Below are 12,877 nucleotides of genomic sequence, written 5' to 3'. Positions count from 1 at the left end.
TCGTACCCTGCACGAGCGGGTCGTGAAGCCAGACGATCCCGAGGACTGGCTGATCTTCCACAGCATGGACGCGACGACGAAGGTTAAGCAAGAGGTCGGGCTCGAAAGGAGAAGGCGATGAAGACGTACAAGACAAAGGGCACCACGTTCACGGACGCGGATCTCGACCGCTGGGCCGACGAAGCCGATGCGGGATTTCCCAACGCGCAGTTCGGTCCGTCGCATGCCGGGAGCCCGGCGCGACCCGGACGCCCAAAGACGCTCGGTGACGACGTCACCCGCATTACCGTTCGCGTGAACAGCCGAGAGCGGAGCATCTTGAAAGCGAAGGCGGATGCTCAGCATCTCAGCACTTCTGCGCTGCTTCGCGAGATGATCAACAACCTCTGAGGTCGAACGAGAACGCCCCGACCCTGCGCACTGACGCACAAGTGATCGGGCGGCGCTACGCTGCATCGGGCAGGAGGTACAGCATGGCGAAGGTCGTCGTTGCGGCACCGGTGGACGCGCTTCCGGAGCTCCTCCGCGCAGCGGTCAGGTCGGTCGCCGGCGCAACCCTCATCGAAGTGCGGCCGGACGGCGCTCTCGTCGGCCGTCGCAGCAATTTCGCTCTCGGGTCGGAGACGACCCGGTTCAGGTTCTCCGCCGGACCGGACGGGAGCAGCGAGGTCACCGCGGAAGTCACCAACGGGGGCAGCATCGCAAGCACCGCGCTTCGCGGCAGCACATTCGCGCGGGGAGCGCTCCTCGAGAACGGACGGGCGGTCCTCAACGCGCTTGCCCAGAATGCGCGCGACCCTTCGCATTGACCTCCTCCCGCTCTGCCCTGATGCAATGGCACGGAAGTACTTCTGCCCTGATGCAATGGCACTGAAGTACTTTGGTCCGGGTCCTCGTGCCGCTTGGTACCGCGATGGCGTGCCGAGCTGGCAGCATCACACGGATGGAAGACGCCGAGATTCCGCTGGCGGGCGGTAACGCATCCGAAGCGGTGGTGCGTGTGGGTGACACTGTCAGGAAGCCCTGGTCCGAGTCCACTCCGTCGGTCGCGGAGTTCTTGGCGCATCTCCGCGCTCAGGGCATCGACGTCCCTGCGTGGCGGGGGCGCGATGACCGCGGGCGGCAGGTGCTTGAGCATGTGCCGGGCGACCTCGCGATGCACGTACGTCCGCTCGACGCGGAAGCTCTGGTGCGGGTCGGACGGATGGTGCGGTCCATCCACGACGCGAGCGTCGGCTTCACTTCGGACACGGCGGCCTGGGATGTTCTGATCCCGCCGCCGACGAGCGCCGACCTCGTCTGCCACAACGACCTCGCGCCGTGGAACCTCGTGCTTGGCGACCGGTGGGTGTTCATCGACTGGGATGGAGCTGGTCCGAGCACCCGGCTCTGGGACCTCGCGTACTCCGCGCAGGCCTTCGCCGGGTTGGACGCGGCGCAGCCCGTCGCGTCGGCCGCGGAACGGCTCCGCTGGTTCGTCGACGGGTACGGCGCGACCGACGACATCCGGGCAGCACTGCCGATGACCATGGTTCACCGTGCCACGGCGATGTGGGCGCTGCTCCGCGACGCGAACGCGAGCGGCCGGGAACCGTGGGCGTCGATGTTCGACAACGGTCACGGCGCCCATTGGTGGGCCGCGAGCGAATACATCGCCGCGCACCTGAGCGCATGGACGGCGACCCTCACCGGTGACGCCTGACGCCGGTCCCGCTCACTGCAGCTGCGCGAGGACCGCGTTCTCCTCCTCCTGGGTGGGCCCGGCCGACCGCGGCCGGTGCACGCCGCGTCGTTGCTCGTCGGCCAGGGCTCGTCGAGTGGTTCGGCGAGTGGCCGGACAGCCCCGCCCAGTTGCCGAACCGGTCACTCGGGTCGCCTGGTCCGACGATCAGACCGGGTCGGACGATGAGGAGTCGGTCTGCGATGGGCTCCAGGACATGGATGGGGGCGCATCAGTCATCCACTTCGGCTCCTCGTCGACGATGGGACACTGCTGTCGTGCAGATCGACGAGTTGAGTGACGAGGTCGAGCAGGTCTCCGCCTTCTACGCGGAGCGCCACGGCATCGATCGGTCCGATGACTGGTTCGTGTTGAAGCTCAACGAAGAGGTCGGGGAGCTGACGCAGGCGTACCTCGCCCGTGCCGGGCAGGCACGCGACAAGGGACGCTCCGACGTCGAGCTCGAGGGCGACTTCCGATCAGAGCTGGCGGACGTGCTCGCGCAGGTGCTGTTGATCGCGCGCCGCTTCGACGTCGACTTGGCCGAGGAGGTCGCTCGGAAGTGGCTCGTCTGGAAGCCGTCTCAGTCGCCGATCGTTCACCAGAGACCGACGGCGGTCGCGGGCGGGGGACGGAATCGGGAGCACTCCGAGAGCGAGCGACCGGCTCCCGCTTCAAAGCGTTTCGAGGTGCTCTGTCGCGGCGAGAACTCGGTTGCGCCTGTTTGCCTCCACGAGACCCGCAATCGTGACTGCCACGGCTGTAGCGAGTTCGAGAACGAGCAGTGCTGACCCCCATCCACCGACCGTGCGGATCAACGACCCCGCGAAGCCAGCGACACCCAGACCCATGCCGATCAGTGGCGGCAGTGCAGCGCGTGTCGAGCGCCGTTGCGACAGGTGGGTGGCGCGAACGAGCCTCGCAGTCACTGGGGTGACTGTTTCTTTCCCGCGAATCTGCCGTCCGATGGTTCGACGTTGTGCCTTGTCGAGAACCTGGAACGGGCGCTCCGGTGCCTCGATCGTGTAGGGCAGCAGGGTGTGGAGCTGTCGCGCCCGGATCCAGCTGGTGAAAGCGACGCCGGCTCCCGCGACGGTGAGAAGAAACCAGACCAGCGTCGTCGAACGGGACGCGGACGTGACGGTGACGAGAAGCCACAGGCTGCACAGACCTGCCGCGCCCGCCTGCTGCGAAATGCCGACGACGGTGGCTCCGTGCTGGGCAAGGCGCTCGGCGCGCCGACCCGCGATCACGAAGTTGTCGTCCCCGACGAGGTCCTGTGATTCCACAACTGCGAACCAACCACAGATGCCCAGACGGAGACAACCGCCCGATGCCGTGAGAGTGGACTGGTCGGTGTCACGATGGTCGGGACTTCATCGAACGGGCGCGGCAGGCTGAGCCCGCGGTCACGTGGCGGTCACGATTGCAGCGACGTCGTGTTCGGACAGTCCCAGCGGCGTCGTGCCGATGGGCCCGTGCGGTCGTCGGAGGGTGATCGCGCGGGTCAGCGCGGCGTCGCCGGCGCGCTCTCGCGCACGAGGATGCGGTGCCCCACCGTGTGGTGTGCCCCGCCCTGGTGCGCGCCGTCGAGTTCCCGGAGCACGAGGTCGAGCGCGCGCTCCGCGAGCCCGTGCGTGTCGGGCGCGACCGACGTCAGGCTCGGATCGGTGCTCGCGCCGAGCTCGATGGCGTCCCACCCGATGACGGCGACGTCGTCGGGGACGGCGATCCCGTGTCGGCGGAGCGACCGGAGGCCACCGATCGCGGCGAGGTCGTCGCGGCACAGCAGGGCGTCCATCCGCAGGCCGGCGTCGAGCGCCGCGTCGAGGGCCTCCTCGGCGCCCCGCGCGTCGCCGACGTCGCGGGGGACCAGGAGCGTCGGGTCGTCCGGGAGGCCCGCCCCGGCCAGTGCGCGCCGGTACCCCTCGAGTCGGAGGGTCGAGGTCCGGGAGGCCTCGCCGACCTCGTGCCCGAGGAACGCGATGCGGCGTCGGCCGAGGCCGAGCAGGTGCGCGACGGCGTCCTCGGCGGCGGCGACGTTGTCGATGGCGACCTGGTCCGAGGTGGCGGGCTGCGGGTCCTCGCCGAGGAACACGACCGGCATGCCGCGCCGCATCGCGTCGAGTTCGCCGGCGCTGAGCATCTGGGGGTGCATGACGAGGGCGTCGATCGTGCCGGCCTCGCGGTCGGCGAGGACCGCGCGCTCGCCCTCGGCCGTGCCACCCGTCTCGATGAGCAGCAGCCGGTAGCCGTGCGACTCGGCGACGCGGGCGAACACGTGGGCGAGTTCGGCGAAGTAGGGGCGGCGGAGGTCGGGGAACGCGAGACCGAGCATCCGGGATCGTCCGGTGGCCAGGCTCCGGGCGAGTCCGTTCGGTCGGTAGCCGAGTTCGTCGATGGCCGCCTGCACCCGCGCGCGCATCCGCGGACTGACGTGCTGGTACCCGCGCACGACGTTCGAGACCGTCCCGATCGAGATGCCGGCCCGGTCCGCCACGTCCTGCAGGGTGACGCGATCCATGGGGGAAGGCTATCGCCACGCGCGTTTGAAGCGGTATAAATTCGACTCGTGCACATCGATGACGCTGTCCTGACGACGCCCGCTTCCTCGTCCCCGGCCGCTCCTCCGGTCGCCGCGCCGACCCTCCCGGTCGCGAGCCGGCAGGACGGCACCCATCCGCGACCGCAGCTCATCCGCGGGCGATGGGCCTCCCTCGACGGCACCTGGTCGTTCCGCCACGACGACGCCGACGCAGGCTTGATCGCGGGCTGGACCGCGGGCCTCCCGGACGCCGGTGTGATCACCGTGCCGTTCCCGCCGGAGTCGGTCGCGTCGGGTGTGGACGAGCCGGGGTTCCACCCGGTGGTCTGGTACGCGCGGAGCATCTCCGCGGAGGATCTCGAGCGTGCCGGGCGTTCGGCCGATGCGTCGCGGGTGCTGCTGCACTTCGGCGCGGTGGACCACCGCGCGAGCGTCTGGATCGACGGCGCACTCGTCGGGACGCACGAGGGCGGGCACACGCCGTTCACGATCGACGTCACCGCGTCCGTGGACGACGGCCGGACCCACACCCTGGTCGTCCGCGCCGAGGACGACCCCCACGACGTCACGCAGCCCCGCGGCAAGCAGGACTGGCACGAAGAGCCGCACGCCATCTGGTACCGGCGCACCACCGGGATCTGGCAGACCGTATGGCTCGAGGCCGTCCCGCCCGTGTCGGTCGAGGCGCTGCGGTGGGTGCCCGCGGGTCCGACCGCCGTCGCGCTCGGCGTCCGCCTGCGCGGCGCGGCACGGGCGGGCGCACGGGTGCGCGTGGCACTCCGCTGGGAGGACCGTGGCGAGGACCTCGGGACGACCGAGGTCACGGTGCCCACCGCCACCGACACGGTCGACCTCGTCCTGCCGATCGCCCGGCAGGTGAACGGGCAGGCCGAGGACGAGATCCGCTGGAGCCCGGAACACCCCAGGCTCGTCGACGCGACGGTCACCCTGCTCGACCCCGCCGATGCGGTGCTCGACGCGGTGTCCTCGTACCTCGGGCTCCGGACCGTCGCGGTCGACCGGGGTGCGTTCCTGCTCAACGACCGGCCCTACGACGTCCGGAGCGTGCTCAACCAGGGGTACTGGCCGGACTCGAACCTCACGGCGCCCTCGCCGGAGGCCTTGCGTCGTGAGGTCGAGCTCATCAAGGAGCTCGGGTTCACGGCGACGCGGATCCACCAGAAGATCGAGGACCCGCGGTTCCTGTTCTGGGCGGACCGCCTCGGCCTCCTGGTCTGGGGCGAGGCCCCGGGTGCCTACGCCTTCACCCCGACGGCGGTGCAGCGGCTCATGCGCGAGTGGATGGACGCCGTGGAACGGGATGTGTCGCACCCGTGCATCGTGACGTGGGTGCCGCTCAACGAGAGCTGGGGCATCCAACACGTGCCGCAGGACCGCGCCCAGCAGGCGTACTCGCGCGCCCTCGCCGACGTGACCCGGGCGCTCGACCCGTCACGGCCGGTCATCTCGAACGACGGCTGGGAGCACACCGCGTCGGACATCCTGACCGTGCACGACTACGAGGGTGACGGTGCCGTCCTCGCCCGCACCTACGCCGACGCGGCCGCCCGGACCGCGGTGCTTTCCGGCATGGGACCCGCCACCCGGCGGATCCTCGTCGACGGCGTGGAGGACCAGGGCCAGCCCGTCATGCTCACCGAGTTCGGGGGCGTGCAGTACCAGCCGGGCGCACGGCGCGAGGACGGGTGGGGCTACACGGCCGCGACCGACGGCGACGACTACCTCCACCGGATCACGGCGCTGTACGACGCCATCCGAGCGAGCACGTTCCTGGCGGGCTCGTGCTACACGCAGCTGACGGACACGCTGCAGGAGACGAACGGGCTGCTCACCGCGGAGCGCGAGCCGAAGGTGCCGATCGAGCGGATCCGCCGCGCGGTCACCGGGCGCGGCTGAGCGCCCCCCGCCCCCCGGAAACCGCCTGGTTCCGACAGGTCGCGGTCGGACGACACCGGGGAAGTCGCCCGTTCCCGTTCGGGGGGAGGAGGTCAGAACTCCTCGACGTACTCCTCGGCTGGGCCGAGTTCCGGTCCGTCCCGGAGTTCGAGCACGGTGCCGAGGCGTTCGAGATCGAGCACGGTGACGGTGTTGGCGCCTGGACGGAGGAGCGGGGCGGGGCAGTACAGGGTGACCTGCGGACCGATCTCCCAGTAGCGGCCGAGCAGGAACCCGTTGACCCACACGAAGCCCTTGGTCGAACCAGGCAGGGCGAGGAACGTGTCGGCCGGCTCGTCGACGTCGAGGGTCGCGGTGGCGAAGCCGGAAGCCGGTGCGGTCGTGGCTCGGGTGACGGGAGCGCTCGTCGCGGCGTCGAGCTGGTCCGGGCCGAGGTCCTGGAGTGGTACTGCCACGCTCTCCCAGCCCTGGACCATCCTCCGGTCGACGAGCACCGGCCCGAGCAACCCCTTGCGGCCGCCGAGGAGCGGACCGTAGTTCACCCGTCCCAGGGACTCGACCACGACCTCCAGACGGATCGCGTCACCGGTGCCGGTGACCGTCACGGAACCGCTTGGGCCGTCGATGACGCCGACCGGCGCCCCGTCGACCAGGACCACCGCGCGGTCGCGTACCTCCGTCAGGGTGAGTTCGTGGACGCCTGCGGGGATCCGAGGGAACGCGACGTGGACGACGAGACCCGCGTCGAGTCCGAGGTCCTCGTAGGCGGCGGGCAGCGGCCGGAACACCGACCGCTCGCCGACCGCCCGGAGGCCGGGGAGCAGGTCCGCACGGCGCTGCAGCGCGATCGTCCGCGGTGGCAGGTGTGATGGTTGCGCTGCGACGCGGAGCGGCACCGAACCGTCGACACCGAGCTCGGCGCGCATGGCGTGGAACTTGGGGGTCAGCGTGCCGTCCTCGGCGATGGGCGCGTCGGAGTCGTAGCTGGTGACGGTGGGCTGCAGGACGCCGTCGAGTTCGTTCGCGCCCGCCCAGAGGCCGAAGTTCGTGCCGCCATGCGCCATGTACACGCTGACGCTGCCGTGGTCGTCGAGGATGCCCGACAGCGTCGACGTCGCGCTCGCGACGGAGCGGACGTGATGTGGCTCGCCCCAGTGGTCGAACCATCCATTCCAGTACTCGGCGACGACGAACGGCTCCTCGGGTCGGCGGTTCGCCTGCAGCCGCCGCGCCGCCGCCGGCCCGGAGCCCATCGTGAGGGCGGCGAGGGTCCCCGGGACGCTCCCCCCGTCGAGCATGAGGTCCGTGGGGCCGTCGGCCGTGAAGAGCAGCTCGTCGATCCCGCGTGACACGAGGGCCTCGCGGTTCCAGAGCAGGTAGGCATGGTCGTCGCCGTAGCTGCCGAACTCGTTCTCGACCTGGAGTGCGACGACGGGGCCGCCACGGTTCGCCTGCAGGTCCCGCACCCGGGGGACCAGCTCGTCGAACCACGACCCGACCGGGCCCGTGAAACCCGGGTCGGAGCTGCGGAGCGCGACCCCGCGGGCGGTGAGCCAGCTCGGGAGGCCCCCGTTCGACCACTCGGCGCAGATGTACGGTCCGGGGCGGACGACGGCGTCGAGGCCTTCCTCGCCGACGACGGTCAGGAACCGCTCGAGGTCCCGCCAACCGTCGAACCGGGGAGCGCGCTGCTCGTGCGGCTGGTGGAAGTTCCAGGGCACGTAGGTGTCCACCGTGTTGAGCCCGAGGTCTGCGAGCCGCCGGACACGGTCCCGCCACAGGTCGGGATGGACGCGGAAGTAGTGGAGGGCTCCCGAGAGGATCCGGTGGGGTGCGCCCTCGCGGTACAGGCGGCGGTCCGCCCACGTGAGGGTCGCTCCGGAGCGGGTCGTCGTCCCACTGGTCCTCGTCGGATCCGCGTCCGGGATCATCGATCCGGTCGGTTCGAGCAGGGTCGAGCGCACCGGCGCGACGCCGGTCGAGGGCAGATCCGTCACGCCGCGATCGTATGTTATCGATGCCATCTCTGCCAACATCGCCGGGAACGGCTCGCCGAGCAGCGGTCGCGATGGCATCGATGCCGACCGCACTGCCACAGTAGGCACATGACCGAGACCGACATCCACGCCGTCCGCGGTCCGAGCATGACCGACGTCGCGCGGGCCGCCGGGGTGTCCGCGCAGACCGTCTCGCGGACCCTGCGCGACTCCCCGAACGTCAACCCCGAGACGCGTCGACGCGTCCTCCTGGCGGTCGAGCAGCTGGGGTACCGACTCAACAACGCGGCCCGGATGCTGTCGTCCGGCCGGTCCCGCACGCTCGGACTCGTGCTGCTGCAGTCCGGCGGGTACTACTCGCGCTCGGCGGTGACGGCGGGTGTCGAGTCGGCGGCCGAGGCCGCCGGACTCGCCGTGAGCATCGCGACCATCGCGTCCCTCGACACGGGCCAGATGGAGCGGTCCTTGTCGAAGCTCGCCGACCAGGGGGTCGAGGGCATCGTCATCGCGGTCCCGCTCATCTCGGTCACCCGCAAGATGGAGGAGATCACCCGCGAGATCCCGACCGTCACCGTCGACGGTTCGCGCACGGCCGGCGCGGCCGTGGTCGGGATCGACCAGCGCGCCGCCGGGCGACTCGCGACGGAGCACCTGCTGACACTCGGGCACGGTCAGGTGTGGCACGTGGGCGGACCGGACGAGTGGATCGAGGCCCGACAGCGTCGGCAGGGCTGGGAGGACGCCCTGGTGGCCGTGGGGATCGAACCGCCGCCGCCGCTCGAAGGGGACTGGTCGCCTGCCTCGGGTCACCGGCAGGGGCAGATCCTCGCCATGATCCCCGACGTGTCCGCGGTGTTCGTCGCGAGTGACGAGATGGCCTTCGGGGTCATCCGCGCCCTGCGCGAGCACGGGCGGCGGGTGCCCGACGACGTCTCGATCGTGAGCGTCGACGACATCGCGCTCGCGGCCTACTGCTCGCCGCCGCTCACCACGGTCCGGCAGGACTTCCACCGTGTCGGTGCGGCCGCCGTCGACCTGTTGCTCGCGCCCGGTGCCGGCCGCCCGCTGACCGACGACGGGGCCCCGGAGCTCGTCGTCCGGGCCACGACCGCCGCTCCCGCCGTTCGCTGAGTCGAGGGAGCGGCCGGCCGGGCGAGCGCCGTGCCGTTTGTTTCCGGCTCGTTAACCTGCTTGCGCGTCCGTGTTATCGATGCCACAGTGTTGACATCCGCGAACCAGGAGCACCCCGACCGGCACGCGGACGACGACGACGCCGATCCGTGCCCGGGCTGGCGGACCGGAACCACCACCCCCACTTCGACCCGTCCGGGCAACGCGCCCACGGAAGGACCCACAACGATGAAGAGACCGCTCGTCATGATCGGGGCCGCCGTCGCGGCGCTCGGACTGCTCGCCGGCTGCTCGACGACGAACTCCGGCTCGTCGTCCAGCGGCTCCACCACGCTGGACTTCGCCGCGCTCCAAGGCGGCTACGGCACCGCGATGTACCACAAGGTCATCGACGCGTACGAGAAGCTCCACCCCAATGTCCACATCAAGCTCACGCTGTCGAAGGACATCGAGGACGAGATCACCCCGCAGATGAAGGCCGGGAACTACCCGGACCTCGTCGAGCTCGGCGAGGGACGCGCGGCCGGCCTCACCGAGACGATGGTCAAGGACAAGGCGCTCGAGGACCTCACCCCGGTGCTCAAGGAGAAGATCCCGGGTCAGGGCGGCACGGTCTCATCACAGTTGACCGGGGGCATCGTCGGCAACCTGGCGACCAACCCGTACGGCACCGACAAGACCTACCTGATGCCCGTCTACTACGCGCCGACCGGCCTGGTCTACGACAAGCACCTGTTCGCCGAGAAGGGCTGGGCGGTCCCGACGACCTGGAAGCAGATGTTCCAGCTCGGCGACGAGGCCAAGGCGCAGGGCATGTCGCTGTTCACCTACCCGACGACCGGCTACCTCGACTCGTTCTTCTACGCGCTCACGGCTGACGTCGGCGGCAAGGCGTTCTACGACGACGTCATGAACTACAAGCCCGGGATCTGGGAGACCGCGAAGGGCAAGAAGGTCCTCGACATCGCGACGAAGCTGCTGAGCTACGCCGCCCCGACCACCGTCGGCTACGCGAACGAGCAGGACTACCTGAAGAACCAGCAGAGCGTCATGGACGACAAGGCGCTCTTCATGCCGAACGGAACGTGGGTCTCGACGGAGATGGCGAGCGCACCGCGGGCCTCCGGGTTCGAGTGGGGACTCATGCCGCTGCCGGCGGTCTCCGCCGGTGACGAACGGTACATCGCGACGCAGACCGAGGCCGTGTGGGTGCCGAGCGCGGCGAAGCACAAGGACGCGGCGAAGGACTTCATCGCGTTCATGTACTCGAAGAAGGCCGCCAAGCTGTTCGCTGCCTCCGGGGCGATCCAGCCCATCAAGGGCGTGTCCTCGCTCCTGACCGGCGACAACAAGTCGTTCTACAAGGTCTACGACGAGTCGGGCGTCAAGCCGATCGTCGGCGGCTTCGCCAGTACCGGGACGGTCCAGGGCGTCAGCATCCAGGACACCCTCTTCGGCACCGCCAACAGCATCATCACCGGCGACAAGACCGAGGCCCAGTGGCGGAGCGCCCTGAACGCCGCGAGCAACAAGCTCCACGCTGCGAAGGACTGACCGGAAGCATCGCACACCCGCCCCGGCGGTCCCGCTGATCCCGGGACCGCCGGGCCCCACGAGGGACCACACGAGGAACCAAGCGAAGGACGTCAATCGTGACCTCAACCTCCACACCACCGGCACCGACCACGGTCGCCGGTACCCCGGCACCGGTCGCGCCCTCCCGTGAGCGCCGGATCCGGCGGATCCAGCCGGGCGTCGCACGCCAAGGGAGCGGTGGCCGTCGCGGCGGTCGGGGCTTCGTCATCGCCTGCCTCGCCCCGGCGCTCGTCCTGTTCGCCGTGTTCATGGTGTGGCCGACGATCAGCGTGTTCCGCATGTCGTTGTTCACCTGGAGCGGTTTCTCGCCGACCGCGCAGTTCGTCGGGCTCCAGAACTTCGAGGCGCTGTTCCAGGACCAGCAGTTCATCCGGGCGTTCGAGAACACGGTCGCGCTGCTCGTCGTCGTCACCGTCGTCACCATGGGGATGGCACTGTTCCTCGCGGCGATCATGACCCGGCAGTCGCTCCGCGCGAAGAACCTCTACCGGTTCATCCTCTACATCCCGAACATCCTGTCGGTCGTCGTGATCGCGGCGATCTTCTCCGCGATCTACGACCAGGACAACGGGCTCATCAACGGCTCGCTCCACCTGCTGTCGCTCGACGGGCTCCGTCAGGTCTGGCTCGGCGACCAGCACATCGTCGTCTACTCCGTCGGCATCGCCATGGTCTGGCAGTCGCTCGGCTACTACATGGTCATGTACATGTCGAGCATGGCGAGCGTCCCCGAGGAGCTCTACGAGGCCTCGTCGCTCGACGGCGCGAGCAACGGTCGCCAGTTCTTCACGATCACGCTGCCGCTCATCTGGCAGAACCTCCGCACCACGCTGACCTTCTTCATCATGAGCGCGGTCAACCTCAGCTTCGTCCTCGTGCACGCGATGACCGGCGGTGGGCCCGACGGCTCGAGCGAGGTGCTCCTGTCCTACATGTACAAGCAGGCCTACACGAACGGGTCCTACGGCTACGGGATGGCGATCGGGGTCGTCATCTTCGCGTTCTCGTTCCTCGTCTCGCTCCTGGTGAGCCGGGCCACCAAGCGCGAGCCGCTGCAGTTCTGAGGAGTCGACCATGACCACCATCACCACTCGCCGCCCCCGCGTCGGCCGCACCCTCACCTACGTCCTCGTCATCATCGCCTCGCTCGCCACCGCGGTCCCGGTCGCGTGGGTGATCTTCGCGTCCGTCAAGAAGAAGAGCGAGTTCTACGGCAGCCCATGGGCGCTGCCGCAGGGTTTCCACTGGCAGAACTACGTCGCCGCGTTCGTCGACGCCCAGATGGGCCAGTACTTCCTGACGAGCGTGCTCGTGACGCTGCTCGGGCTCGCTTTCGTCCTCGCGGTCTCGATTCCCGCCGCCTACGTCATCGCGCGCTACGAGTTCCCGGGCAAGCGGATCATCGAACTCGCGCTGCTCGCGGGCCTGTTCGTCAACGTCAACTACATCGTCGTGCCGATCTTCCTCATGCTCGTCGGCTGGGACCGGGCGATCAGCTCGATCGCGCCGAACGGGCTGTTCCTCAACGACCCCGTGATGCTCTCCCTCGTCTACGCGGCGACGAGCATCCCGTTCACGATCTACCTGCTCACCGCGTTCTTCCGCACGATCCCGGTGGACTACGAGGAGGCCGCGTCGCTCGACGGCGCGAGCCGGTTCGGCGTGATGACCCGGATCATGCTCCCGATGGCGCGCCCCGCGGTGACCACCGTGATCCTGTTCAACTTCCTCGCCTACTGGAACGACTTCATCATCTCGATGACCCTGCTGACCGGGTCGCACAAGACGGTCCAGGTCGGTCTCCTCAACCTGATGACCGCCGAGAAGGCCGCTGCCGATTACGGACGTCTCTACGCCGGCATGGTCATCGTCATCGTCCCCGTGCTCATCGTGTACGCGCTCATCCAACGTCGGCTCATCGAGGGCATGGCGTCCGGCGGGGTCAAGGGATGAGCGCGGCAGTGTTCGACG

Annotated in this window: 12 protein-coding genes; 10 read left to right on the top strand and 2 right to left on the bottom strand. The window is 69.4% G+C overall.

What is annotated here, in order from left to right:
* Positions 1 to 117: 117 nt before the first annotated feature.
* The 5 genes from DEI94_RS12570 to DEI94_RS12550 all read left to right on the top strand — a co-directional run bounded on the left by DEI94_RS12570 (position 118) and on the right by DEI94_RS12550 (position 3,003).
* On the top strand, positions 118 to 390 hold the full coding sequence (locus DEI94_RS12570) for a plasmid mobilization protein (protein WP_111026398.1): 273 nt from the start codon (positions 118 to 120) through the stop codon (positions 388 to 390).
* 83 nt (positions 391 to 473) lie between these two features.
* Positions 474 to 809: a hypothetical protein gene (locus DEI94_RS12565; RefSeq protein WP_111026399.1), complete on the top strand. Its 336-nt coding sequence runs from the start codon at positions 474 to 476 to the stop codon at positions 807 to 809.
* Between the two features lie 71 nt (positions 810 to 880).
* Positions 881 to 1,702: a phosphotransferase gene (locus DEI94_RS12560; protein ID WP_349815157.1), complete on the top strand. Its 822-nt coding sequence runs from the start codon at positions 881 to 883 to the stop codon at positions 1,700 to 1,702.
* 296 nt (positions 1,703 to 1,998) lie between these two features.
* Positions 1,999 to 2,511 carry a nucleoside triphosphate pyrophosphohydrolase family protein gene (locus DEI94_RS12555; RefSeq protein ID WP_220038787.1) on the top strand — a complete coding sequence of 171 codons (513 nt, stop codon included), beginning with the start codon at positions 1,999 to 2,001 and terminating at the stop codon, positions 2,509 to 2,511.
* A gap of 249 nt (positions 2,512 to 2,760) precedes the next feature.
* Positions 2,761 to 3,003 (top strand): hypothetical protein, encoded by a 243-nt coding sequence (locus DEI94_RS12550; protein WP_146249448.1) that lies wholly within the window; start codon positions 2,761 to 2,763, stop codon positions 3,001 to 3,003.
* 224 nt (positions 3,004 to 3,227) lie between these two features.
* Here the strand turns inward: DEI94_RS12550 and DEI94_RS12545 are convergent, their stop codons facing one another.
* Positions 3,228 to 4,244 (bottom strand): LacI family DNA-binding transcriptional regulator, encoded by a 1,017-nt coding sequence (locus DEI94_RS12545; protein WP_111026401.1) that lies wholly within the window; start codon positions 4,242 to 4,244, stop codon positions 3,228 to 3,230.
* 48 nt (positions 4,245 to 4,292) lie between these two features.
* Here DEI94_RS12545 and DEI94_RS12540 point away from each other — a divergent pair, with 48 nt between their 5' ends.
* Entirely contained in the window at positions 4,293 to 6,182 is a 1,890-nt protein-coding gene (locus DEI94_RS12540) for a glycoside hydrolase family 2 protein (protein ID WP_349815156.1), read from the top strand.
* A gap of 92 nt (positions 6,183 to 6,274) precedes the next feature.
* Here the strand turns inward: DEI94_RS12540 and DEI94_RS12535 are convergent, their stop codons facing one another.
* Positions 6,275 to 8,179, bottom strand: coding sequence for a glycoside hydrolase family 35 protein (locus DEI94_RS12535; RefSeq protein ID WP_258377981.1), 1,905 nt, complete (start codon positions 8,177 to 8,179; stop codon positions 6,275 to 6,277).
* A gap of 108 nt (positions 8,180 to 8,287) precedes the next feature.
* On the opposite strand from DEI94_RS12535, the gene DEI94_RS12530 reads away from it, so the two are divergent.
* The 4 genes from DEI94_RS12530 to DEI94_RS12515 all read left to right on the top strand — a co-directional run bounded on the left by DEI94_RS12530 (position 8,288) and on the right by DEI94_RS12515 (position 12,859).
* Positions 8,288 to 9,310 carry a LacI family DNA-binding transcriptional regulator gene (locus DEI94_RS12530; RefSeq protein WP_111010967.1) on the top strand — a complete coding sequence of 341 codons (1,023 nt, stop codon included), beginning with the start codon at positions 8,288 to 8,290 and terminating at the stop codon, positions 9,308 to 9,310.
* A 228-nt stretch (positions 9,311 to 9,538) separates the two neighbouring features.
* Positions 9,539 to 10,864 (top strand): carbohydrate ABC transporter substrate-binding protein, encoded by a 1,326-nt coding sequence (locus DEI94_RS12525; protein WP_111026402.1) that lies wholly within the window; start codon positions 9,539 to 9,541, stop codon positions 10,862 to 10,864.
* Positions 10,865 to 10,962: 98 nt separating this feature from the next.
* The gene (locus DEI94_RS12520; RefSeq protein ID WP_258368691.1) at positions 10,963 to 11,970 is read left to right on the top strand and encodes a carbohydrate ABC transporter permease; all 1,008 of its coding nucleotides are present in this window, start codon (positions 10,963 to 10,965) and stop codon (positions 11,968 to 11,970) included.
* A gap of 10 nt (positions 11,971 to 11,980) precedes the next feature.
* A complete protein-coding gene (locus tag DEI94_RS12515; protein WP_111010969.1) occupies positions 11,981 to 12,859 on the top strand; it encodes a carbohydrate ABC transporter permease in 879 nt (292 codons plus the stop codon).
* Positions 12,860 to 12,877 lie beyond the last annotated feature (18 nt).

It is taken from the genome of Curtobacterium sp. MCBD17_040 (assembly GCF_003234805.2).
Taxonomy (GTDB): Bacteria; Actinomycetota; Actinomycetes; order Actinomycetales; family Microbacteriaceae; genus Curtobacterium.
The sequence above is the reverse complement of the archived record's forward strand: the minus strand, read 5'-3'. Positions and strand labels throughout refer to the sequence as shown.